The organism is Dysgonomonas sp. (genome assembly GCF_035323175.1).
Lineage (GTDB): Bacteria > Bacteroidota > Bacteroidia > Bacteroidales > Dysgonomonadaceae > Dysgonomonas.
Genome location: NZ_DAOKYH010000018.1, coordinates 22,913 through 43,080, shown reverse-complemented (window position 1 = coordinate 43,080; position 20,168 = coordinate 22,913). Strand labels below are relative to the sequence as shown.

Annotated in this window: 11 protein-coding genes and 1 tRNA gene; 9 read left to right on the top strand and 3 right to left on the bottom strand. The window is 36.8% G+C overall.

Annotated elements, in window-relative coordinates; all coding sequences use genetic code 11:
* Positions 1-16: 16 nt before the first annotated feature.
* The 4 genes from PKC55_RS15460 to PKC55_RS15445 all read left to right on the top strand — a co-directional run bounded on the left by PKC55_RS15460 (position 17) and on the right by PKC55_RS15445 (position 6,370).
* Positions 17-1,681, top strand: coding sequence for a RagB/SusD family nutrient uptake outer membrane protein (locus PKC55_RS15460; RefSeq protein ID WP_324373560.1), 1,665 nt, complete (start codon positions 17-19; stop codon positions 1,679-1,681).
* Positions 1,682-1,701: 20 nt separating this feature from the next.
* Positions 1,702-3,063 carry a DUF3863 domain-containing protein gene (locus PKC55_RS15455; RefSeq protein WP_324373559.1) on the top strand — a complete coding sequence of 454 codons (1,362 nt, stop codon included), beginning with the start codon at positions 1,702-1,704 and terminating at the stop codon, positions 3,061-3,063.
* A 163-nt stretch (positions 3,064-3,226) separates the two neighbouring features.
* The gene (locus PKC55_RS15450; protein ID WP_291128209.1) at positions 3,227-4,858 is read left to right on the top strand and encodes a hypothetical protein; all 1,632 of its coding nucleotides are present in this window, start codon (positions 3,227-3,229) and stop codon (positions 4,856-4,858) included.
* An 81-nt stretch (positions 4,859-4,939) separates the two neighbouring features.
* On the top strand, positions 4,940-6,370 hold the full coding sequence (locus PKC55_RS15445; protein WP_324373558.1) for a DUF3863 domain-containing protein: 1,431 nt from the start codon (positions 4,940-4,942) through the stop codon (positions 6,368-6,370).
* 543 nt (positions 6,371-6,913) lie between these two features.
* Here the strand turns inward: PKC55_RS15445 and drt3b are convergent.
* The 3 genes from drt3b to PKC55_RS15430 all read right to left on the bottom strand — a co-directional run bounded on the left by drt3b (position 6,914) and on the right by PKC55_RS15430 (position 10,614).
* Positions 6,914-8,866: an antiviral reverse transcriptase Drt3b gene (drt3b, locus tag PKC55_RS15440; protein WP_283685378.1), complete on the bottom strand. Its 1,953-nt coding sequence runs from the start codon at positions 8,864-8,866 to the stop codon at positions 6,914-6,916.
* A gap of 1 nt (position 8,867) precedes the next feature.
* On the bottom strand, positions 8,868-10,040 hold the full coding sequence (gene drt3a / locus PKC55_RS15435) for an antiviral reverse transcriptase Drt3a (protein WP_283685377.1): 1,173 nt from the start codon (positions 10,038-10,040) through the stop codon (positions 8,868-8,870).
* Positions 10,041-10,539: 499 nt separating this feature from the next.
* Positions 10,540-10,614: transfer RNA gene (locus PKC55_RS15430), tRNA-Pro, on the bottom strand.
* Positions 10,615-10,827: 213 nt separating this feature from the next.
* On the opposite strand from PKC55_RS15430, the gene PKC55_RS15425 reads away from it, so the two are divergent.
* The 5 genes from PKC55_RS15425 to sufB all read left to right on the top strand — a co-directional run bounded on the left by PKC55_RS15425 (position 10,828) and on the right by sufB (position 20,141).
* Positions 10,828-11,556, top strand: coding sequence for a DUF5020 family protein (locus PKC55_RS15425; protein ID WP_006841862.1), 729 nt, complete (start codon positions 10,828-10,830; stop codon positions 11,554-11,556).
* Between the two features lie 13 nt (positions 11,557-11,569).
* On the top strand, positions 11,570-12,892 hold the full coding sequence (locus tag PKC55_RS15420; RefSeq protein WP_135105587.1) for an NCS2 family permease: 1,323 nt from the start codon (positions 11,570-11,572) through the stop codon (positions 12,890-12,892).
* A gap of 250 nt (positions 12,893-13,142) precedes the next feature.
* On the top strand, positions 13,143-15,878 hold the full coding sequence (gene ppdK, locus PKC55_RS15415) for a pyruvate, phosphate dikinase (RefSeq protein WP_291128546.1): 2,736 nt from the start codon (positions 13,143-13,145) through the stop codon (positions 15,876-15,878).
* Positions 15,879-16,074: 196 nt separating this feature from the next.
* Complete coding sequence (locus PKC55_RS15410; RefSeq protein ID WP_324373557.1) at positions 16,075-18,378, top strand: outer membrane beta-barrel protein; 2,304 nt, start codon at positions 16,075-16,077, stop codon at positions 18,376-18,378.
* A 305-nt stretch (positions 18,379-18,683) separates the two neighbouring features.
* Entirely contained in the window at positions 18,684-20,141 is a 1,458-nt protein-coding gene (sufB, locus tag PKC55_RS15405; RefSeq protein ID WP_135105592.1) for a Fe-S cluster assembly protein SufB, read from the top strand.
* Positions 20,142-20,168 lie beyond the last annotated feature (27 nt).

Here is a 20,168-nt window from a genome sequence, read left to right as displayed (position 1 = left end):
GCTAAAGTAAATAATCATGAAAAAATATATATCAATAATTTCTGCGCTCATTGCTATTTTAATGGTAATGTCAGGTTGCCAGGATATGGATTTGCTTCCGAAAGAAAACCTAAGCGATCCTCAGTTTTGGAAAACCCCGGCCGATTATAAGAAAGCGGCAAATCTCTTGTATGACAGGATGGAAAGTTTTAATACAAGCGACAGTGAAAGTGATATTGCTTACGGCGAAGGAGCAAATAATGTAAGTAATGGAACATATATAGCAAATTCTTCGGATGGAAATTGGAATGACAGGTTTACTGATATCCGTAATTGTAATAAAATTATAGAGAAAAGTGAAGCCTACGAGGGCAATCCTTCCGAAATAGAACATTATGTAGCCGAAGCCCGTTTTTTCAGGGCCTATACTTATTGGCGTTTGATGAAGAGATTCGCTGACGTGCCTGTCATTACTAAAACTTTAAATGTGGATTCCCCTGAATTATTTGCTCATAGAGATTCTCAGGACAAAGTAGAAGATTTTATACTTTCGGAACTGGAAGCAATCTATACTAAATTGCCAAAACAGAGTGAGCTTGCAGCCGATGATAAGGGGCGTGTAACACAGGGCGCAGCCTTAGCTTTGAAAGCGAGAGTTGCATTATTCTCCGGAACATGGGCCAAATATCATAAGCACCGGACAGATTATAAAGGACTGTTGGAACAGGCGGTAGCTGCAGCTGAAAAAGTAAGGGCAAGTGGAGAATACTCCTTATATGAAGGCTCAGGTGCCGAGAGCTATCGTTATCTGTTTATAGAAAAAGGGGACGATGCGCCGGAAGCGATTCTTTCTAACCGCTACTTTAAAGATATACGTATGCACTCGCAGGCTCACGGTGTTTATTGGGGGCAGAGGGGTACTCCGACCAAAAAGCTGGCCGAGATGTATCTGTGCAAAAGTACGGGCTTGCCTATAACCGCCTCCGGATCAGGATTTGAAGGATATAAAAAAATGGCTGATGAGTTTAAAAATCGTGACCCCCGTATGACTCAGACGTTCTTGATACCGGGGACAACATTCCTGAGCCCGCAGGATGGTCAGTTGGTCAGTGCTCCGGGTTTTGAAACCCGTCCGAATACGAAGACAGGATATAAGCTATGGAAGTTTATGGGAGAAGAAAGAACCGGAGTAAACGATTCGTATTATGATTATCATATCATCCGTTATGCGGAAGTATTACTTATCTTGGCAGAAGCCACATTCGAAAAAGATGATAAAATAAGTAATGAAGTCCTGAATAATACGATCAATGTAGTCCGCTCACGAAAGGGAGTAGAGATGCCTGTCCTTACAAATGAATTTGTACAGGCAAATGGACTGGATATGCGGACTGAAATACGCAGAGAGCGTACGATAGAGCTTGCATTTGAAGGATTTAGACGAGATGATCTCAGACGTTGGAAAACGGCGGAAACTGAATTGGTTGGAGCTCTGAAAGGTTTCAGGTATAAAGGTAGTGAGTATGCAGAACTGAAGGTGCTGGATGATGAAAGCGCAAAGAAGCTGGATGAGAATGGTTTCTATATTGTAGAACCTGAGACAAACCGTAAGTTTATAGCACCTAAAAATTATTATTATTCTCTGCCTTTGGATGAAACAAAACTCAATCCGAATTTATTACCAAATAATCCGGGGTGGTAGAATATATTAACGGTTATAAGATGACAAAGAAAAGTTTATTTTTAATTCTATTAACCTTTACTTCAGTTTGGTGTGGCTCTCTCTCTTCCCTAAAAGGACAGAGTAAGGGGGAGCCGACACCGGCTGTACTGATGGGAAATCGTTTCCTCACCCTGAATACAATAATCCGTGTAAATCAGATTGAGGTAAGCAGAGACAGAAACGAAGGATTGGACGAACGTTCGGAGCATACCCCTGAGCGTATAATCGCATTCCGGGAAGCTGTATCTTCTGAGTTTCCGGGTGCAAGGATAACATGGGCATTTAGTTGGTTGGCATTGCATGACGAAACCGAAAATTATAAGAAGATTCGTGAACTGGTAGTCGGATATCGCCTTAAGTATGGTGACGATATTACATTCATACCCGGTGCATACTTTGCCAATGCTTATAATACTCGCGAACAGGTAAATAAAGACTTGCACGATGGCCTGGCTAAGGTGAGTGAAATAGTCGGAAACGGATTCCGCCCCAAAAGTGTTGTCGCCGGCTTTCTGTCTGCCGAAAATCAACAATTCTTAGCTGAAAAAGAGGGAATACATGTATGTCAAGGCAATATATGGAGCCAATTTTCTATCGATAATCAGGATGGCGACGGGGCAGTTTCTTATCCTTTCTATCCATCGAAGGAACATTTTTGTAAGCCCGCTCAAGGCAAAGATGACTTTATTGACTGTGTGAATCTGGATGGATGGACAATGGATTTCCTCTCGGCTCGTAGAGCTGGTTTTGCCGACGGTTTCAACAGCCGTATGGGGGTAGGTCCTATCGAAACCTTAATGGCCTATGGGAAATTGACAGGACTAACGCAGATGCTATATACTTCCGCTATGCATTATGACAGGGGATTTGAGCTCAACGGATTTGCCTGGGTAACTAATTGCTGGGAACTGTCTCTTCCAATAGATATATCAGGCCTTAAAGACTGGCTGAATGAGATAAAACGAAACTGGCCAGATGTTAAGTTCATCACTCAGGGCGAATTCGGCTTATTGTGGAGGGATTATTACAAGGATAATTCTTTCAATTACCGTTTCGAGCAGAAGGGCTCAGGTATCGGAGGTTCTGATTCTAATCTGAAAATCAGATGGTTTATGAACAAGGATTTCCGTCTGGCGCTAGTTAAAGATTGGCAGAAAAACAGAACGGAAAATGTGATTGATTTTACCAACTATAATCTCAAGGCAGAAGAACCTAAGGATATGACCCGAAAATGGAGCCTGATGGGAGAAATTAATCAAAAACAGAGCCGTCCGCAAGATAAACCGAAGGCAATTGATAAAATATCTCCGGAAGGACTTGCTCTAATTAAGAAATATTACCCATATTTGCTTGTTGACTGATGTCCACAGTTACTAAAAATGCCCTGATTAAGTAAATAATAATAACCGGCTATTTATTCTTTTTATAGTAGGCCGGTTCTAAAATGAAAATTCTAATAAACAAATGATATTTATGAGTCTAAGAAAACTGACTGTTCTAGCATTACTCTTCTCCGCTGTGAGCATGAGTTGTACTACCAATGCTCCTAAAACCCAAAAGGAAGGGATATCGGATGCTCCCCGGATAATCAATATTGTAAATTTTATCCGTCAGACCGACTACCGTGTTGAAAATGCAGATAGTCTTCTGTTCGAAACTGTTCGGGAGCAAATTAAGTTACTGGATAAGTATTCCTTTCCGGCCACATTCCTGCTTCAATACGATGCTTTGATCAATCCTAAATATCAGGATTTACTCAAGAATGAACTGAAACCAAATTCTGAAATTGGTGCGTGGTGGGAAATTACCCAGCCTCATGTAGAAGCTGCGGGCATAAAGTGGAGAGGAGAACATTCATGGGTTTCTCATGCCAATATTGCTTTCACTACAGGATATACGCCCCAGGAAAGAGAAAAGCTGGTAGATGTATATATGGAGAAATTTAAGAAAATATTCGGGAAATATCCGCAATCGGTAGGTTCGTGGTATATCGATTCGCATACATTGGCTTACATGTACGACAAATATAAAATAATAGCTTCGTGTAACTGTAAGGATCAGGTGGGTACCGACGGCTACACACTTTGGGGTGGATACTGGAATCAGGCATATTATCCTAGCAAACTAAATGCTTATATGCCTGCCCAAACGTCGGAGGGACAGATACCTGTGCCTATTTTCCGCATGCTGGGAAGCGACCCTATTTATCAATACGATACCGGACTGGGACACGACAGGCAGGGTGTCATATCTTTGGAACCTGTTTACCGCGAGTCGGGTATGGATAAGAAATGGGTGGAGTATTTTCTGGAATCGATTGTCAACCAGCCTTGTTTGGCTTTCAATTATGCACAGGCCGGACAGGAAAATTCTTTCACATGGAATGGCATGCAGAAAGGACTGGAAATGCAGTTCCCCATTTTTGATTCACTAAAGAAATTGCATAAAATCAAAATACAGACATTGGGCGAATCGGGCAGATGGTTTAAAGAGAAGTTTTCAACCACTCCGGCTACAGCAGTAACTACCATGACTGATATCCGTAATGAGGGTAGAAAAACAGTTTGGTTCAACAGCCGCTACTATCGTGCCAATCTTTTGTGGGAAGGAAAATCTTTCCGTTTCCGCGATATTCATCTTTTCGATGAGAAATTCGAATCTCCTTATCTGAATAAACCAGGAGAAGGAAACCAGTTCTTATATTATACGCTTCCGTTTGTCGACGGCTTCATGTGGAGTGTAAACGACGACCGGGCAGGACTGTACATAAAGAGTATAGATAAAGACGGAAATAAGAAGGAAGTATTGTTGAACGAGCCTGTAGTAACAGAAATAGCCAAAGATGTGCTGCAAGTGGAATGTAAGGATGATAACAAGAATGTTTTTAGAATTATATTCCATGAAGATGTGTTTGAGGTACACTGTGAAGCTGCTGAAAAAGAATTTCGCTGGGTACTTGAACTTAAAACTGCCGAAGGAAAAGAATTGCCATTCCACTTCATAGGCAACAATCGTATCGATGCTGAATTTATGAACTACAAATACAGTATTACATGCAAAGCAGGGATAGTAGAAAGGGGGATTGCTGCCAACTATGTCTTTCGTCTGATACCTGTAAATAATCAACTAGTTGTTGATTGTACAAATAAACGATGAAATGAATTACAGTGCATTCGCTTTTCTTGAATGCACTGTGCTTTTTAATTCTTTCCGAAAGATTTTGTAAAACAAATAAATATGAACAAAAATATTCTTTTGTCAAAGATTATATTCCTTTTTATAATTTTTGCTTTTACCAACTTCCTAAAAGCCTCAGAGCCTTTTATTGGCTCTAATAATGAACCTTTTCCGCTCAAAGGAAATAGATTTGTAACCCTTTGTATTATGATACGTACCACCCCTTGGGAAGTTTCGCGGGATGTAAAACTGCATCCACGTGACGAGGGAGACTGGCATACATTGGACGGAGTTCGCTCATTAAGAGAAGCCTTTGCCAAGAATAATCCGGATGGACGATTGACCTGGGGTTTTACGATGAATGCATTGGAAGACCAGCGTGAAAATTACAAGCAGATCCGTCAGTATATTGTAGAATGTCAGAAAAAATATGGTGACGAGGTATCTTACTTTCCGGGTTATTTTCCGGCAATGTATCTGCCTCGTGAGAGGGTAAACCGTGAAATGTCTGAAGCAATCCAACTCATATTCGATATGGTTGGGGATGGATATCGCCCCCAGTCAATTATCGGTGGATTTTTATCAGCCGATAACTTAAAATATCTTGCCGAAAAAGAAAAGATACATACGGCGCATGCCGTCATCTGGAGTCAGCATAATATAGACGGAGGAGGGGCTGACGGTTCTCCGTCATATCCATTCTATCCGTCAACAGAGCATTTCTGCAAGCCGGCACAAAGCAAAAATGATTTTATAGACTGCGTGAATCTTGATGGCTGGACAATGGATTTTCTATGTGCTCGTCGTAGTGGGCAAAGCGGACATGGTATTGAAGGGTATAATAGCCGGCGTGGGGTAGGCCCGATAGAGACATATAAAGGCTGGGGTCTCGACTTGGGACACCTGGAAGTTATGCATACACAATCCATTCATTTTGATAAAGGTTTTGAACTAAACGGATTTGGATGGGTGACTAATATCTGGGAAGCCCAAATGGTTCATGAGTTTGGAAAGGAATTTATATGCAAAGCAATGGAAATGTGGGTGAGCGGAACAAAAGAGCGCTGGCCGGATACTCATTTTGTAACTTTTGGAGAGTTTGGCAATATCTGGCGTGAACATAATAAGACGAATGATGACTGGAACTATAGATTCGAGGAAAGAGGGTCGGGGCTTGGCGATTCGTATAATAATCTGGAGATAAAATGGTTCATGAATAAAGAATTTCGATTGGCTTTGTTACGCGATTGGCATAGAATGACTCCATTTCATGTTATCGACTTTACTCGCTACGATATGGAAGCAAAAGAACCGTCTGATCCTACGCCTCTAAAACCCGTCAAAGACTGGAGTTTAATAAATGTGATGAATCAAAAAGGATTACGGCCTCAAGACAAACCTAAACTTTTGGAAGAACTAGACCAGAAAGATCAGGATTTGATAAGAAAGCATTATCCTGAATTATTTGATGATAAAAAGGATTTACAGTGAATAGCTTTTAGCCTTATGAATAAAGCTTTAAGAGTTTGTTCCTTATTCAGACTTACCTATATTTATGCTTAGTCCACAATTTTTTTGGATTGATTAGCAAAGAGATTTAAATAGAAACAACGGATACAGGTACGCCATAGCAGCGTACATTATTCTGCCTTTTTCCATTTGTTGGAATCTTACCGATTCCAACAGACAGGACATAACAAGTACAATATCTTAGAATCTCCCTATTATGTGAGTATTATTCTGATAACAAAGATATAATATTTTGAATCTATAAAGATGAGGTAAGTATAATTTTAAGGAGATTAGAAAGTAGTATTATATCCTAAATAATTGATCAAACTGTTATTATCAGTATTATTTAAGAAAAGATTGGCGCATCTAGTTATCGTGTGTGGTGTTCAAAAATATACAAACATTAATTGAACTCAACTAATCCTATTTCTCATGTATACTGACAAATGCGGATTAGAGTATTAATGATTTTCAGATTCTAGACCCCGAAAATCTTCGACTGTTTGCACCAATCTTTATATTTTAGTAAGTAGAACCCCATTCTTTCTTCTTGAGAACACGTTCTAAATCAATTTCTGTATCCCAATCCATAAACCATGTTTTATAATTAGAGATATTTGCTATCTCCTTTATCTCATCACCAGCTTTTGCATAATGAGCATCTCTTACTAACCTCTTTTTTATATCAATATGAATAAATGGACAATTAATAAAATCAAAAAACAAAAGAGTTAATTCCGATTTAGTAAAAGGGTCATTATCTTTATTAAACTTATGAATAACGGACTTCTCTAAGTTAGCTTTTAGTCTTGCATATAAAGGATTATCTGTAATATAGTATAATAATGTCACAATATGAAAATAATTCAATTTATCATAATCATGTTCAGACTTTAAGTTAAACAAATCTATAATTTTTTGTTCACTTAATAAATATATCTTATCTAATTTTTTGAGAGCAATTAATAAATTCAAAGTTTCGATATTGGTTTCATTTTTCTTAGACTTACGTTGAAATATAGTCATCACAAAGTCTGCTTCCCTGTGTATTTTTGAAAAAATATTATGTCTTACGTCTTCATTTTTACCATCCAAAAATTTACAAGTTAATACTATTAATTGAGCAAGTTTAAAAGTCGTACTTGAAGTAATGTTTAAGGAATATGCATAAAAACTTATATCTAATACTAATAATAAAATCTTTTCGATAATAGAAATTGGTTTTTCCAGTTTACTATCCTTAAATATTTTTACGATAAATTCTTTACAATAACGAACTATGTCTTTACTTAAAATATCGTATGTTAATCCATTTCGTTGTACAATGCATTGAAAATCTTTTATGAAAGATTGAGATACAGCATAAGGACTTCTAAAGTCTTTTAGTTGTTTTATTTTTTGTTTATTGCCTGCATCGTTTTCTACTTCATCAAGAACAATTATAGAGCTTCGGAGGCTATCCCATAGATACCTTAATTCTCTTTTGCTTACAGCTATATTAGAAATAAAAGGGGTTGTTCTTTTGGTTGTCTTGGATTCATTTATATATAATTTGAATTCCTTCAATTCCTTTTTGTATGTTTTTAAAATGAAATCTTGAATGTTTTCATCATTTGTAAATAAGAAATAGTCATCAACATAGCGTCGTATTTCATAATCCACGCCAAATTTAACACCTTCTTCATTCAATTTTACAAGTAGATTTAGATCTATTCTCTGCAAAATTATTTCAGCGAATATTCTAGAAATCTCTGGACCAACTACTATTCCATTTGTTTCATTGTAGTTAGCTTGTTGTATTATTTTATCAAAAGTATTTTCAAAAGATATCTTTTTAGCATTTCTTTTAGAACTTTCTTTATCTTTTACAGCCCATGTGACGGAATGAGTATATATATTGTAAAAGCATTTATTTATATCAAATTCCAACATTAAATTGAAACGCTGTTCTAAACGCTGATATTCATTTCTTTCATAAAATTTGTATATTAAATCTATGGGTTTATAGGTAAAGTATGATTTAAGTAACTTTGTTTCCTTGTCTAATATATCTGGTTCAACTTCTACTTCAGCATTTTTGTGTTCATCTTCTTCAAATACAAAATCTGGTGTATAACAAAATCTGGCAATTCTAGAAACCCTTCTTAAAGAGAACGGACTTTTTGAGCATAGATGAATAATTACAGAGTCGTATTTTTTATAAAAATCAACAAATGGAATCTGATTTATGGGATGAATAACACTTAAGGTTCTAGTATCTCCTAAAACAGATTTTCGAACTTCAAAGTTGAAGGGAATTCCATAATCAGAACTATTTTTTATAGATTTGATTTTACCTGCAAAGTAATCAAAGTTTCCAGATGAAACAATAGAATAAAACCCATCATTAGAAAACAACATAGGAACTTCATATGGTAAAAGTTCTGTAAGAAGAACTCTATTAATATCATCTTTGTTAATCTTAACCTTACTCATTTTACCAGCATTTTTTGATATTACTCATTTCTTCGAAAGTAAATGATATATATACTTTTTTTAAAAATCCATGTTTGAAAGAGTACTTTGATAATATATCCCTTTGGTGCGAAGATAAATTAGCATTAAGTTTTATACCTAAAGAGCCATTTCGACTATATAATAGTTTTCTATAAAATATATTCAATTCATCAAAAACTCTTAAATCTGTAATATGCGAATAATTATAATAAAGACCTGCTTTTAATTCATTCCCATCATTACTCTTTTTTACGCTAAAATTTCCAGTTAAAAATTTTATTCTTTTTTCTAATAAATCAAAATCTGCATTTTTTAGATAATCAAGAAATGAGTATATAATTCGGCTTTTTATCTTCTTTACTTTCTTTTCAGCAATAGAAAGAGATAAAGATTTATTCCTGCCATTCGTCGTTGTTGTAAATCTATATCCTAGATATTCTAAAGGGTATGAAGTTTTTATATCACTACCATTGTAAATAGCAGTTTTTTTCTCCTTCTTTTTTAAACCCTTTTCGAGATTAAAATTAATGTTTTTATTGATATCTTCTATAACACTTTTATCATTACTAAAAATTACAATATCATCCACAAAGCGAGCATAGTAATATACTCCAATTATTCGTTGAACCCATCGGTCAAATTTCCGCATATAAATTTCTGAAAGTGTAGCACTTATATTCAATCCTCTAGGTATTCCCGTTATTCCTTCTATTTTATCATTAGAGAATAATTTATCAATAAGGTACAATGAATGAAAAGATAACATAGAATCATTTTTTAGCTTTGATATTATCTTTTCCTTGTCAATACTTTCATAAAACTTTTCAATATCAGTTTTTAGAATCCACATTGGACCATTTTCCTCTAAAAGTGTCTTTACCTGTCTTATTATTATTCGCCTATTTGCCTGTTCATCCTTATATAATCTTTTGAGATTATCATTTAGTTTTCTTAATATTAATTTTTGAGGTAAATCTTCGGTCAAATAATAATCTCCAACTTTATTGATTTGAAATTCAAACGTTCCAGATATAATTTTTTCAAAATTCTCATCAATAAGCTTTAAAAGACCATCTTTTGTTAAATCATAGTCTTCCCACTCATCCTGTTTGCAAAGCCTCATTAATTGTTGACTAGAAAAGTTCTGATTCATAAATAAATTTTCTCTTTATGTGAAATGTAACCTTCCTTTAGCAAAATAATCTATCTATTATCTCATTTTAAATGAGAATAGTATAGCTGATTCGACAAATATAAATAAATATATTTTAGTATTTTTTTAGAATGCTTATTTTATTAATTGTTTTTTAGTGATTGGATGTCTTAGCAAGAAGTAAAGAATGGGTACAAGTCGCTCTTTATATATAATCTAACAAAAGAAAGACTAATAATGTGGGTGCTCACTTTATTGTACACCCATTACGTAATTATATTCTCACTGAAGGGATAATCAATATTCTATAAATCAAAATTACCTTTTTATTTATAGAATGTAAAACATGGTTTTGCTACTTATTTGCCTTTTCATGTCCTTGTTTACAGAATAGGGCAATTTTGTATCTGTATGTTTGAGAAATCTCTTTTTTTATAAAACGGAAACTATAACATAAACAAAAAGACCTAACTATAATTAGTCAGGTCTTTTTGTTTCGTCGGGATACCAGGATTCGAACCTGGGACCCCCTGCTCCCAAAGCAGGTGCGCTAACCGGACTGCGCTACATCCCGTCTTTTGCTTATTGCGGTGCAAAGGTATGACATTTTTTTATATTTCAAAATAAAAAATAAAAATTTACGCATAATTTATTTTAAAACTAAAAAACGAAGCTGGGAAAGGATTCTACATATTGTTGAAAAAAAACGATTGTTAAATCTTCTTCGACAAATATTTAATTCTTTTTTTTACTTATTTTTGCATTTTTAATAATAAATTCTAATAATATGGCAAAAAAGGTACTATTCACATTAATCGTATTAATGGCTTCATTCTATGCTTCGGCACAGAATCTTCAGTTACATTTTGATCCACGTCATGCCCTACATGGAGACAAAATTTCTGGAAAAAACTATTTTACTGCAACATTTGAGATGTTCAAACCTGACAAATGGGGGTCTACTTTCATGTTTGTCGATTTGGACTTTAACCAAAGCAGAGGAAATATAGGAACAATGTACCTTGAAATTGCCCGCGACCTGAAGTTGGGAAAAAGCCCGATTATGGCCCACTTAGAGTTTAATGGTGGTGTAGGTAAGGCAGAGAACTTTGGTTTTTCTATCGCAAATGCCTACTTAGCCGGAGCATCTTATGCTACAAATATTAAAGGCGTAAACCTTGGAACTTATTTAGTATATAAATACAATGCTTTCGAGAGAGTTAGTAACGATGTTCAGTGGACAGTAACATGGGGAGCTAATCTCTTTGATAATAAATTCACTGTATGTGGATTCCTTGATGTTTGGACTCAGGATAAAAACCCGGTTCATGGAGTAGACCGAGGTGGTAAAAAAATAATTCTGCTTACAGAGCCACAATTCTGGTATAATGTTAATTCAAACTTGTCCTTAGGTACAGAAATAGAGATAAGCAACAACTTTATTAACTCAGCTAATGGGTCTCGCTTAAATGAACCATATATAAATCCTACTATTGCTGCTAAGTGGAACTTTTGATCATTAATAGAATATGAAAAACTTACTAGAAAAAACATTTAAGCTTTCGGAAAATAATACGACTATACGCAAAGAGTTTCTTGCGGGTCTTATCACTTTCCTTACTATGTCTTATATCCTGATCGTAAACCCAAGTATATTGTCTACTACAGGGATGGATAAAGATGCATTGTTTACTGCTACAGCTTTGGCAACTATTTTCGCCACCCTTATGATGGCATTATATGCTAAACTGCCAATTGCACAAGCTCCCGGAATGGGGTTGAATGCATTCTTTGCTTTCACAATATGCGGTGTAATGGGATATTCTTGGCAATTTGCACTCACAGCAGTATTTATCGAAGGAATTATATTTATACTACTTACGTTCTTCAATGTTCGTGAACTAATAGTAAAAAGTATACCAAAAGTATTAAAAGACGCAATTCCTGTAGGTATCGGGCTGTTTATTACATTGATTGGGTTGAAAAACGCAGGAATCGTAGTGTCAAGTCCTGCTACATTGGTTGCATTAGGAGACTTTTCTCAACACAGTATATGGATTGCCTTTTTAGGACTATTTGTTACAGCTGTACTATTTGTAAGAAATGTAAATGGTTCTATTTTGATAGGGATCGTTGTAGCAACTATCTTTGGTCTTATTTTGGGAGATGTTAAATTACCCGAAGGAAATGTGATTGATACACCTCCATCTATTGCTCCTATCTTTGCTCAGTTTGAGTGGGATCATATTTTATCTATCAACATGGTTATCGTTGTATTCACCTTGTTGTTTGTAAACCTCTTCGATACAGTAGGAACATTGATCGGTGTGGTATCAAAAGCAGGACTTGCAGATGAAGACGGAAATTTCCCTCAAATGAAGAAAGCCCTGTTCTCTGATGCTCTAGGTACTACCGTGGGTTCTATACTTGGTACAAGTACAGTTACTGCATATGTAGAAAGTGCATCGGGTGTAGCATCGGGCGGTCGTACCGGACTCACCTCTGTAAGTACAGCGTTATTCTTCATCTTAGCTCTGTTTTTTGCACCATTATTCCTGATGGTTCCCGCTGCTGCAACTTCACCGGCTTTGATTATTGTTGGTTTGTTTATGATTTCGTCTGTTGCTAAGATCAATTTCAGCGACATGAGCGAAGGCTTGCCTGCATTCCTTACCATCGTGTTTATGCCTTTTACATACAGTATAGCAGAAGGTATTGTTTTCGGTATGTTGAGTTTTGCGTTTATCAAAGTTTTTTGCGGAAAATCAAAAGATGTATCTGTTACAGTGTACGTCATTGCAGTATTATTCCTTCTAAAATTAGTGTTGGATGCAATGCATGTTATAGGATAGTGTATATTTGTTAAAAAGCGAGGTTTCGCTTACAAAAAATAATATTTTCATGTAATCCCGGCAAGGTCTCTTGTCGGGATTATTATGTTTTATAACCATATTAAATTACTCTAAAATACTTTGTTATCCGGTTATTTTTTCATAATATTGAAATCGATTGATTGTAACAGATAGTCAGTCGATTTTTGCACTATACGAATATCATGAACATGTTAAATACTATTATCTAACCTTTTAAAATCGTTACAGTATGAGTGGAAAGTCTGTTTATGTCTTTGGCGGTACAGTTACCGAGGGAAACGCGAAAATGAAGGAGTTACTAGGAGGAAAAGGTGCTAATTTGGCAGAAATGAGTCTAATGGGAATACCTGTGCCTCCGGGATTTACAATCACTACAGAAGTGTGCAATTTATTTTACAAGGAAGGTAAAGAAAATGTTATTAAACTTCTTACAAATGAGGTGAAAGAAGCAATACATCATATCGAGCGTGTTGTGGGAGGACCAAAATTTGGTGATGATGAAAACCCTCTTCTCGTTTCGGTTCGCTCGGGAGCAAGAGCTTCCATGCCGGGGATGATGGATACAATCTTAAACCTAGGATTAAACGAAAAAGCCGTAGAAGCCATTGCGCGTAAGACACAGACTCCTCGCTTTGCTTGGGATTCATATCGTCGTTTCATACAAATGTACGGTGATGTGGTGATGGGTTTGAAACCTGTAGAAAAGGATGATGAAGATGTTTTTGAAGAAATTATAGATGAACTGAAAGAAAAGAAAGGTATAAAACAAGATTCAGAATTTGGAACAGAAGATTTGAAAGAACTTGTTGTACGTTTCAAAAAAATAATAAAAGAAAAAACCGGACAAGACTTTCCAACAGACCCATGGGTACAACTTTGGAATGCCATCATGGCTGTATTTGAAAGCTGGATGAACGAACGTGCTATCTTTTATCGCAAACTGAATAATATTCCTGCAGAGTGGGGTACTGCCGTTAACGTGCAGGCAATGGTATTCGGTAATATGAATGATAATTCCGGTTCGGGAGTAGCATTTACTCGTAATGCTGCTACAGGAGAAGCTCGGTTCAATGGTGAGTTCCTTATCAATGCACAAGGTGAAGATGTGGTTGCCGGTACACGTACTCCTCAGCAGATTACCTTACAAGGTTCTTATGACTGGGCAAGACAACAGGGCATCACTGAAGAAGAGAGAAAACAAAGAGGATTGTCTCTGGAGGAAGTAATGCCTGAAGCTTACAAGAGCCTGAATGAAATTCAGAAAAAGCTTGAATTGCATTATAAAGACATGCAAGACCTTGAGTTTACAATACAAGATAACAAGCTATGGTTGCTTCAGACACGTAGTGGAAAACGAACCGGTGCTGCTGCCGTAAAGATTGCCATGGATATGTTAAACGAAGGTTTGATATCCGAAGAAGAAGCTTTGTTGCGTGTTGAACCTCAGAAGATAGATGAATTACTACACCCAGTGTTCGAGCCGAAGGCGTTAAAAGCTGCTACAGTTATAGCTAAGGGGCTCCCTGCGTCTCCCGGTGCAGCTACAGGGCAAATCGTTTTCTTTGCCGATGATGCTGAATGGCAAACAAGCCATCATAAAAATAAAAAAGTTATCCTTGTCAGAATAGAAACTGCCGCTGAAGATCTAAAAGGTATGGCTGTTGCCGAAGGTATCCTTACGGCTCGCGGAGGGATGACTTCTCACGCTGCCGTTGTTGCTCGTGGCATGGGTAAATGTTGCGTGTCCGGTGTTTCTGACCTTCGTATCAATTACAAGAGGCGTTCTCTTATGATTGATGATCGTGAGTATCGTGAAGGTGATTGGATCTCTATCAATGGCTCTACAGGAGAAGTGTATGACGGTAAGGTAGGAACAAAAGATGCCGAATTAAGTGCAGATTTTGCCGAAATGATGAAACTTACAGATAAATATTCCCGTCTGAAAGTAAGAGCGAATGCCGATACTCCACACGATGCTTCTGTTGCTCACAACTTTGGAGCTGTAGGAATTGGTTTATGCCGTACAGAGCACATGTTCTTCGAAGGGGATAAGATCATTGCCATGCGTGAAATGATTTTGGCAGACAATGTAGAAGAACGTAAGAAAGCATTAAAAAAACTGCTTCCTCTTCAGCAAGAAGACTTTGAAGGTATATTCGCCGCTATGGAAGGACTTCCTGTAACAGTTCGTTTACTCGACCCACCATTGCATGAATTCTTGCCTCATGATATGAAGGGTTTGGAGGAAATGGTAGAGGCAATGCAAATTTCTGAAAGTAAGATAAAACAAAAGATTTCATCATTGCAAGAAATGAATCCAATGCTGGGACATCGTGGTTGCCGTCTTGCAAATACTTATCCTGAAATTACTGAAATGCAGACAAGAGCCATTCTGCAAGCTGCTCTGAAACTGAAGAAAAAAGGAATAAAAACTCATCCTGAAATCATGGTACCATTGACTACCTCTTTGAGTGAAATGAAATTCCAGGAAGATATCATTCGCAGTACTGCTGAAAAGGTATTTGCAGAAATAGGTGATAGAATCGATTTTGAGGTAGGAACAATGGTGGAAACGCCTCGTGCCGCTATCACAGCTGACAAGCTTGCCGAATCTGCTGAATTCTTCTCTTTGGGAACAAATGACCTTACTCAGATGACATTCGGGTTCTCTCGTGACGATGTGGGTAAATTCCTGCCTATTTACTTAGAGAAAGGTATTCTAAAAATAGATCCATTCCAGGCTATAGATAGGGAAGGTGTGGGACAACTTGTACAATCTGCTGTGACTAAAGGCCGTCAAACCCGTCCGGGCATGAAAGTCGGTATTTGTGGAGAACATGGCGGTGAACCATCTTCTATCGAATTCTGCCATTGCGTAGGATTGAACTATGTGAGTTGCTCTCCATACCGTGTTCCAATTGCACGTCTAGCGGCAGCACAGGCTGCTATTAACTTTAAAAGTTAATTAACAACTTCTGATATATATAATGGCTGTGAGGAAACATCACAGCCATTTTTTTATATATAAAAATCGTTGGGAATTAAAATTATATAGAAATCAAAAAGATCGAAAATTGCAATATTTTCAAATTAAAGGAAATCTCTTGTAACACTATGGCTTTTCATTTCGTGTAAATAGTATAAATAATTAAACAAAAAGAATGAAAGCTATATTATCCTTACTTTTACTTATTATCGTCAGCATCTCGGTAAGTGCGATAGATATAAAAGGGCGTATTGTAGATCTGAGAACAAAACAGCCTATTGAGTTTGCTACAACAGTATTGCTTAAAGTGGATTCCACATATATCACCGGATCTCAAACAGACACTACCGGTTTGTTCTTGATTGCGGGGCAGTTTCAAAAACAAGATTACATCCTCAAGGCCTCTTATATGGGCTATCGTACAACATTTATCAAGATTAATAATCTTACAACACATATCGATTTAGGTGATATAGAAATACAGGAAGATGCGAAAACTCTTGGTGAAGTTATTGTAACAGGAAATCGGATAATAAACAAAATAGATCGTCAAATACTTATGCCCGACTCTATGCAAGTAAAAACATCTGTGAGTGCATTCGACTTGCTTAGCAATATGGCAATACCCCGATTGAATATAGATGCTGTAAATAGAACTATAAAAATTAGCAACCAAGAAGTTCAACTTCGAATCAATGGGGTCAGGGCTTCTGTACAAGAAGTTGCAGCTTTAAGATCACAAGATATTCTTCGTGTCGAGTTTTTTGAAGATCCCGGAGTACGTTTTGGAAATGAGAATGTGGGTGCTGTATTAAATCTGATTGTTGACCGGCAGAAAAATTATGGAGGGTATGTGTTTGCAGACGGACGAAATTCTCCATATGTAGGGTTTGGAAATGATAATCTAACTTTCAAGACAAACTATAAAGCTTCAGAATTCGGACTCAATTATTTTATCAATTATAGAAGCTATGACAAACGGTGGTCTGATCAAACAGAGACACTGAATTTTCCGAACAATCCGATCACCAGAGAGCAGAAAGGTATTTATGCTCCTATGGATTATCAATATCAATACTTGAATCTATCATACAATCTTACTTCCCCTGATAAGTATGTGTTTAACGTGTTGTTTAAAAATCAGTTCTACAATTATAAAAATCAAAACGCACAAAATATATTATATTCCAATAGTCTAAATAAGACACTCTCCTCTTCAAGAAATAAAGGGAATGAATATACTCCTGTACTCGATATATACTTCAAACGAGAATTGAAGAATAAGCAATCACTTGCTGTGAATCTTGTGGGGACATACATTGGTTCCAATAGTGACCGTAGATACAAAGAAACTGAAGATGGCGAAGTGCTTTCCGATATTTTTAATAAAATAGACGGTAATAAATACTCTGTTATCGGTGAAGCCGTATATGAAAAGCAATTCGAAAATCTATCCTTCTCCTCGGGTATAAAACATACACAAGGTTTTGCTGATAATACATATGAAGGCGGAGCAAATACTATTACTAAAATGAAAAATGCGGAATCTTATTTGTATGCTCAGATACAGGGAAAAATAGCTAAAAAGTTAGGCTACACTATCGGTATAGGTGGAACTCGTCTGTTTTTCAAAGAAGGCAAGAAGGATGCTACCTATTATACCTTCCGCCCTTCCGTTCAACTTAGTTATCCATTAAATGATAATTTTTCGTTGAAATATTCATTTATAGTGAATACACGGACTCCTTCCTTGGGGCAACTAAGTGGTGTGGAACAACAAACCGATACTTATCAGATAAGTAGGGGAAATCCTAACCTAAAACCATATAATCTCTATAACAACAGATTGACTTTAAGTTACAATAAAGGAATATTTGATATAAGTACAGTTATCGGTTATATGTATTTTGATAAGCTTATAGTAGACGCATTTAGTATAGAAGGGGATAAGGTGATAAGCTTTTCGGATAATCATAAGGGAGAACATTACTTATTCTTAAATGGAGATGTTACTTTGAGGCTTATTAAAGATATATGGACTGTTACCGGGTGGTTTGGAGTGCATCGGGATATATTTAAGTCCAATTATGGTAATACACATGTACACAATTTTATGCATGGCGGAGCTCGTTCCAACCTTATATATAAAAACTGTTTATTGACAATGGGGATGTATACCAGATATAAAGAGTTGTGGGGCGAAACTATCTGGTATGGTGAAGACTGGAACTATATAGAAGCCGGATATAAGTACAAAGAAGCACAACTTTCGGTTGGGATGTCATATCCGTTTAAGGATTACTGGAGTGCAGGAAGTCGTAACGTGTCCAATATTAAGCCATCGACGTCATGGTCGTATATAAAAGAAAACGGGCACATGCTTTATTTGCGCTTTTCATGGAACGTATCGTTCGGTAGAAAGCATGAAGCAGGGAAAAAGAGCTTGGAGAACTCAGATTCAGACAAGGGAATATTATAAACGTTCTTAAAAATTCATAACACTATTAAGATCAATTTGGATTTGAAGCGTGTCGGCTCTTCTGATGGGATATCAGGAGAGCCGACTATTTATGTTGTACCGGTTAGTCTTACTGTTATAAAAAGGAAAAAACTAAACAAAAGCTCGTTCTATGTGTTCTATCAGTGATGCAAAATATTTATATATGTATAATTTATGAATAGAATGTAATATCTTTGCAAACTGGCAATAAGCATTCTGCTTACAACCAATAATTGACTTTAACAGCCTATAGCCTACCGCTATTCGCTAAAATAAAATTAATCATGCAAGAAACTCAAGATAAAATTTTAGAAGACGTTACCACCGGAGATTATAAATACGGTTTTGTAACGGATATTGAAACTGAGGTTATTCCGATCGGACTCAACGAAGATGTTGTACGTCTGATTTCAGCGAAAAAAAATGAGCCGGATTGGTTGCTCGAATACCGTCTTAAAGCATATCGTCATTGGCTTACAATGAAGACGCCGGAATGGGCGCATCTGGAAATTCCGGAGATTGACTATCAGAGCATCAGTTACTATGCAGCACCAAAGAAAAAAGACGGACCGAAAAGCCTTGATGAAGTAGACCCTGAGTTGTTGAAAACATTTGATAAACTCGGAGTTCCGCTTCATGAACGCGAAATATTAGCCGGTGTGCAAACTATGGCTGTGGATGCAGTTGTAGATAGTGTTTCCGTAAAAACTACATTTAAGGAAGTGTTGGCCGAAAAGGGTATTATATTCTGTGCTTTCAGTGAGGCTGTACAAGAACACCCCGAATTGGTCAAGAAATATCTTGGTTCTGTAGTTCCATATAGAGATAATTTCTTTGCTGCGCTTAACTCTGCCGTATTCAGTGACGGATCTTTTGTGTATATTCCTAAAGGTGTACGTTGCCCGATGGAGTTGTCTACATATTTCCGTATCAATGCAGCTAATACAGGGCAGTTTGAGCGAACTCTGATCGTTGCTGAGGATAATTCATACGTTAGCTACCTTGAGGGTTGTACGGCTCCTATGCGTGACGAAAATCAGTTGCACGCTGCTATTGTAGAAATCATAGCTCTCGACTACGCAGAAGTAAAATATTCTACTGTGCAAAACTGGTATCCGGGAGATAAAGATGGTAAGGGTGGAATTTATAACTTTGTTACTAAGCGTGGTATATGTAAAGGAAAAGGTTCTAAGATCTCTTGGACACAGGTAGAGACAGGTTCCGCTATTACATGGAAATACCCATCATGTATCCTTGCAGGAGATGATTCTATCGGTGAGTTTTACTCCGTTGCAGTAACCAACCATTATCAGCAGGCCGATACAGGTACCAAGATGATACACCTCGGCAAAAACACAAAGAGCCGTATCGTATCGAAAGGGATATCAGCAGGGCTTAGTCAAAATATATATAGAGGTTTGGTTAAAGTTTCACCAAAGGCAGAAGGTGCACGCAATCACTCGCAATGCGATAGCTTATTGCTCGGTGATAAGTGTGGTGCACATACATTCCCTTATTCAGATATAGCAAATCCGGGAGCTATCATTGAGCATGAAGCTACTACTTCTAAGATTAGTGAAGATCAAATTCTTTATTGTAATCAGCGCGGTATAGGAACTGAAGAAGCTGTAGGGCTTATCGTAAATGGCTATGCTAAAGAGGTAATGCAAAATCTTCCGATGGAATTTGCTGTTGAGGCTCAAAAGCTATTACAAATCAGTCTGGAGGGTAGTGTAGGATAAGAAAATCAGGATATTGATAATAATACA

What these genes read in the sequence shown, in the direction of transcription:
- drt3a (WP_283685377.1), bottom strand. Translation starts at nt 10,040, where the DNA reads ATGAATCAGAACTTTTCTAGTCAACAATTAATGAGGCTTTGCAAACAG.
- drt3b (WP_283685378.1), bottom strand. Translation starts at nt 8,866, where the DNA reads ATGAGTAAGGTTAAGATTAACAAAGATGATATTAATAGAGTTCTTCTT.
- PKC55_RS15455 (WP_324373559.1), top strand. Translation starts at nt 1,702, where the DNA reads ATGACAAAGAAAAGTTTATTTTTAATTCTATTAACCTTTACTTCAGTT.
- PKC55_RS15450 (WP_291128209.1), top strand. Translation starts at nt 3,227, where the DNA reads ATGAGTTGTACTACCAATGCTCCTAAAACCCAAAAGGAAGGGATATCG.
- PKC55_RS15460 (WP_324373560.1), top strand. Translation starts at nt 17, where the DNA reads ATGAAAAAATATATATCAATAATTTCTGCGCTCATTGCTATTTTAATG.
- sufB (WP_135105592.1), top strand. Translation starts at nt 18,684, where the DNA reads ATGCAAGAAACTCAAGATAAAATTTTAGAAGACGTTACCACCGGAGAT.
- ppdK (WP_291128546.1), top strand. Translation starts at nt 13,143, where the DNA reads ATGAGTGGAAAGTCTGTTTATGTCTTTGGCGGTACAGTTACCGAGGGA.
- PKC55_RS15410 (WP_324373557.1), top strand. Translation starts at nt 16,075, where the DNA reads ATGAAAGCTATATTATCCTTACTTTTACTTATTATCGTCAGCATCTCG.
- PKC55_RS15425 (WP_006841862.1), top strand. Translation starts at nt 10,828, where the DNA reads ATGGCAAAAAAGGTACTATTCACATTAATCGTATTAATGGCTTCATTC.
- PKC55_RS15445 (WP_324373558.1), top strand. Translation starts at nt 4,940, where the DNA reads ATGAACAAAAATATTCTTTTGTCAAAGATTATATTCCTTTTTATAATT.
- PKC55_RS15420 (WP_135105587.1), top strand. Translation starts at nt 11,570, where the DNA reads ATGAAAAACTTACTAGAAAAAACATTTAAGCTTTCGGAAAATAATACG.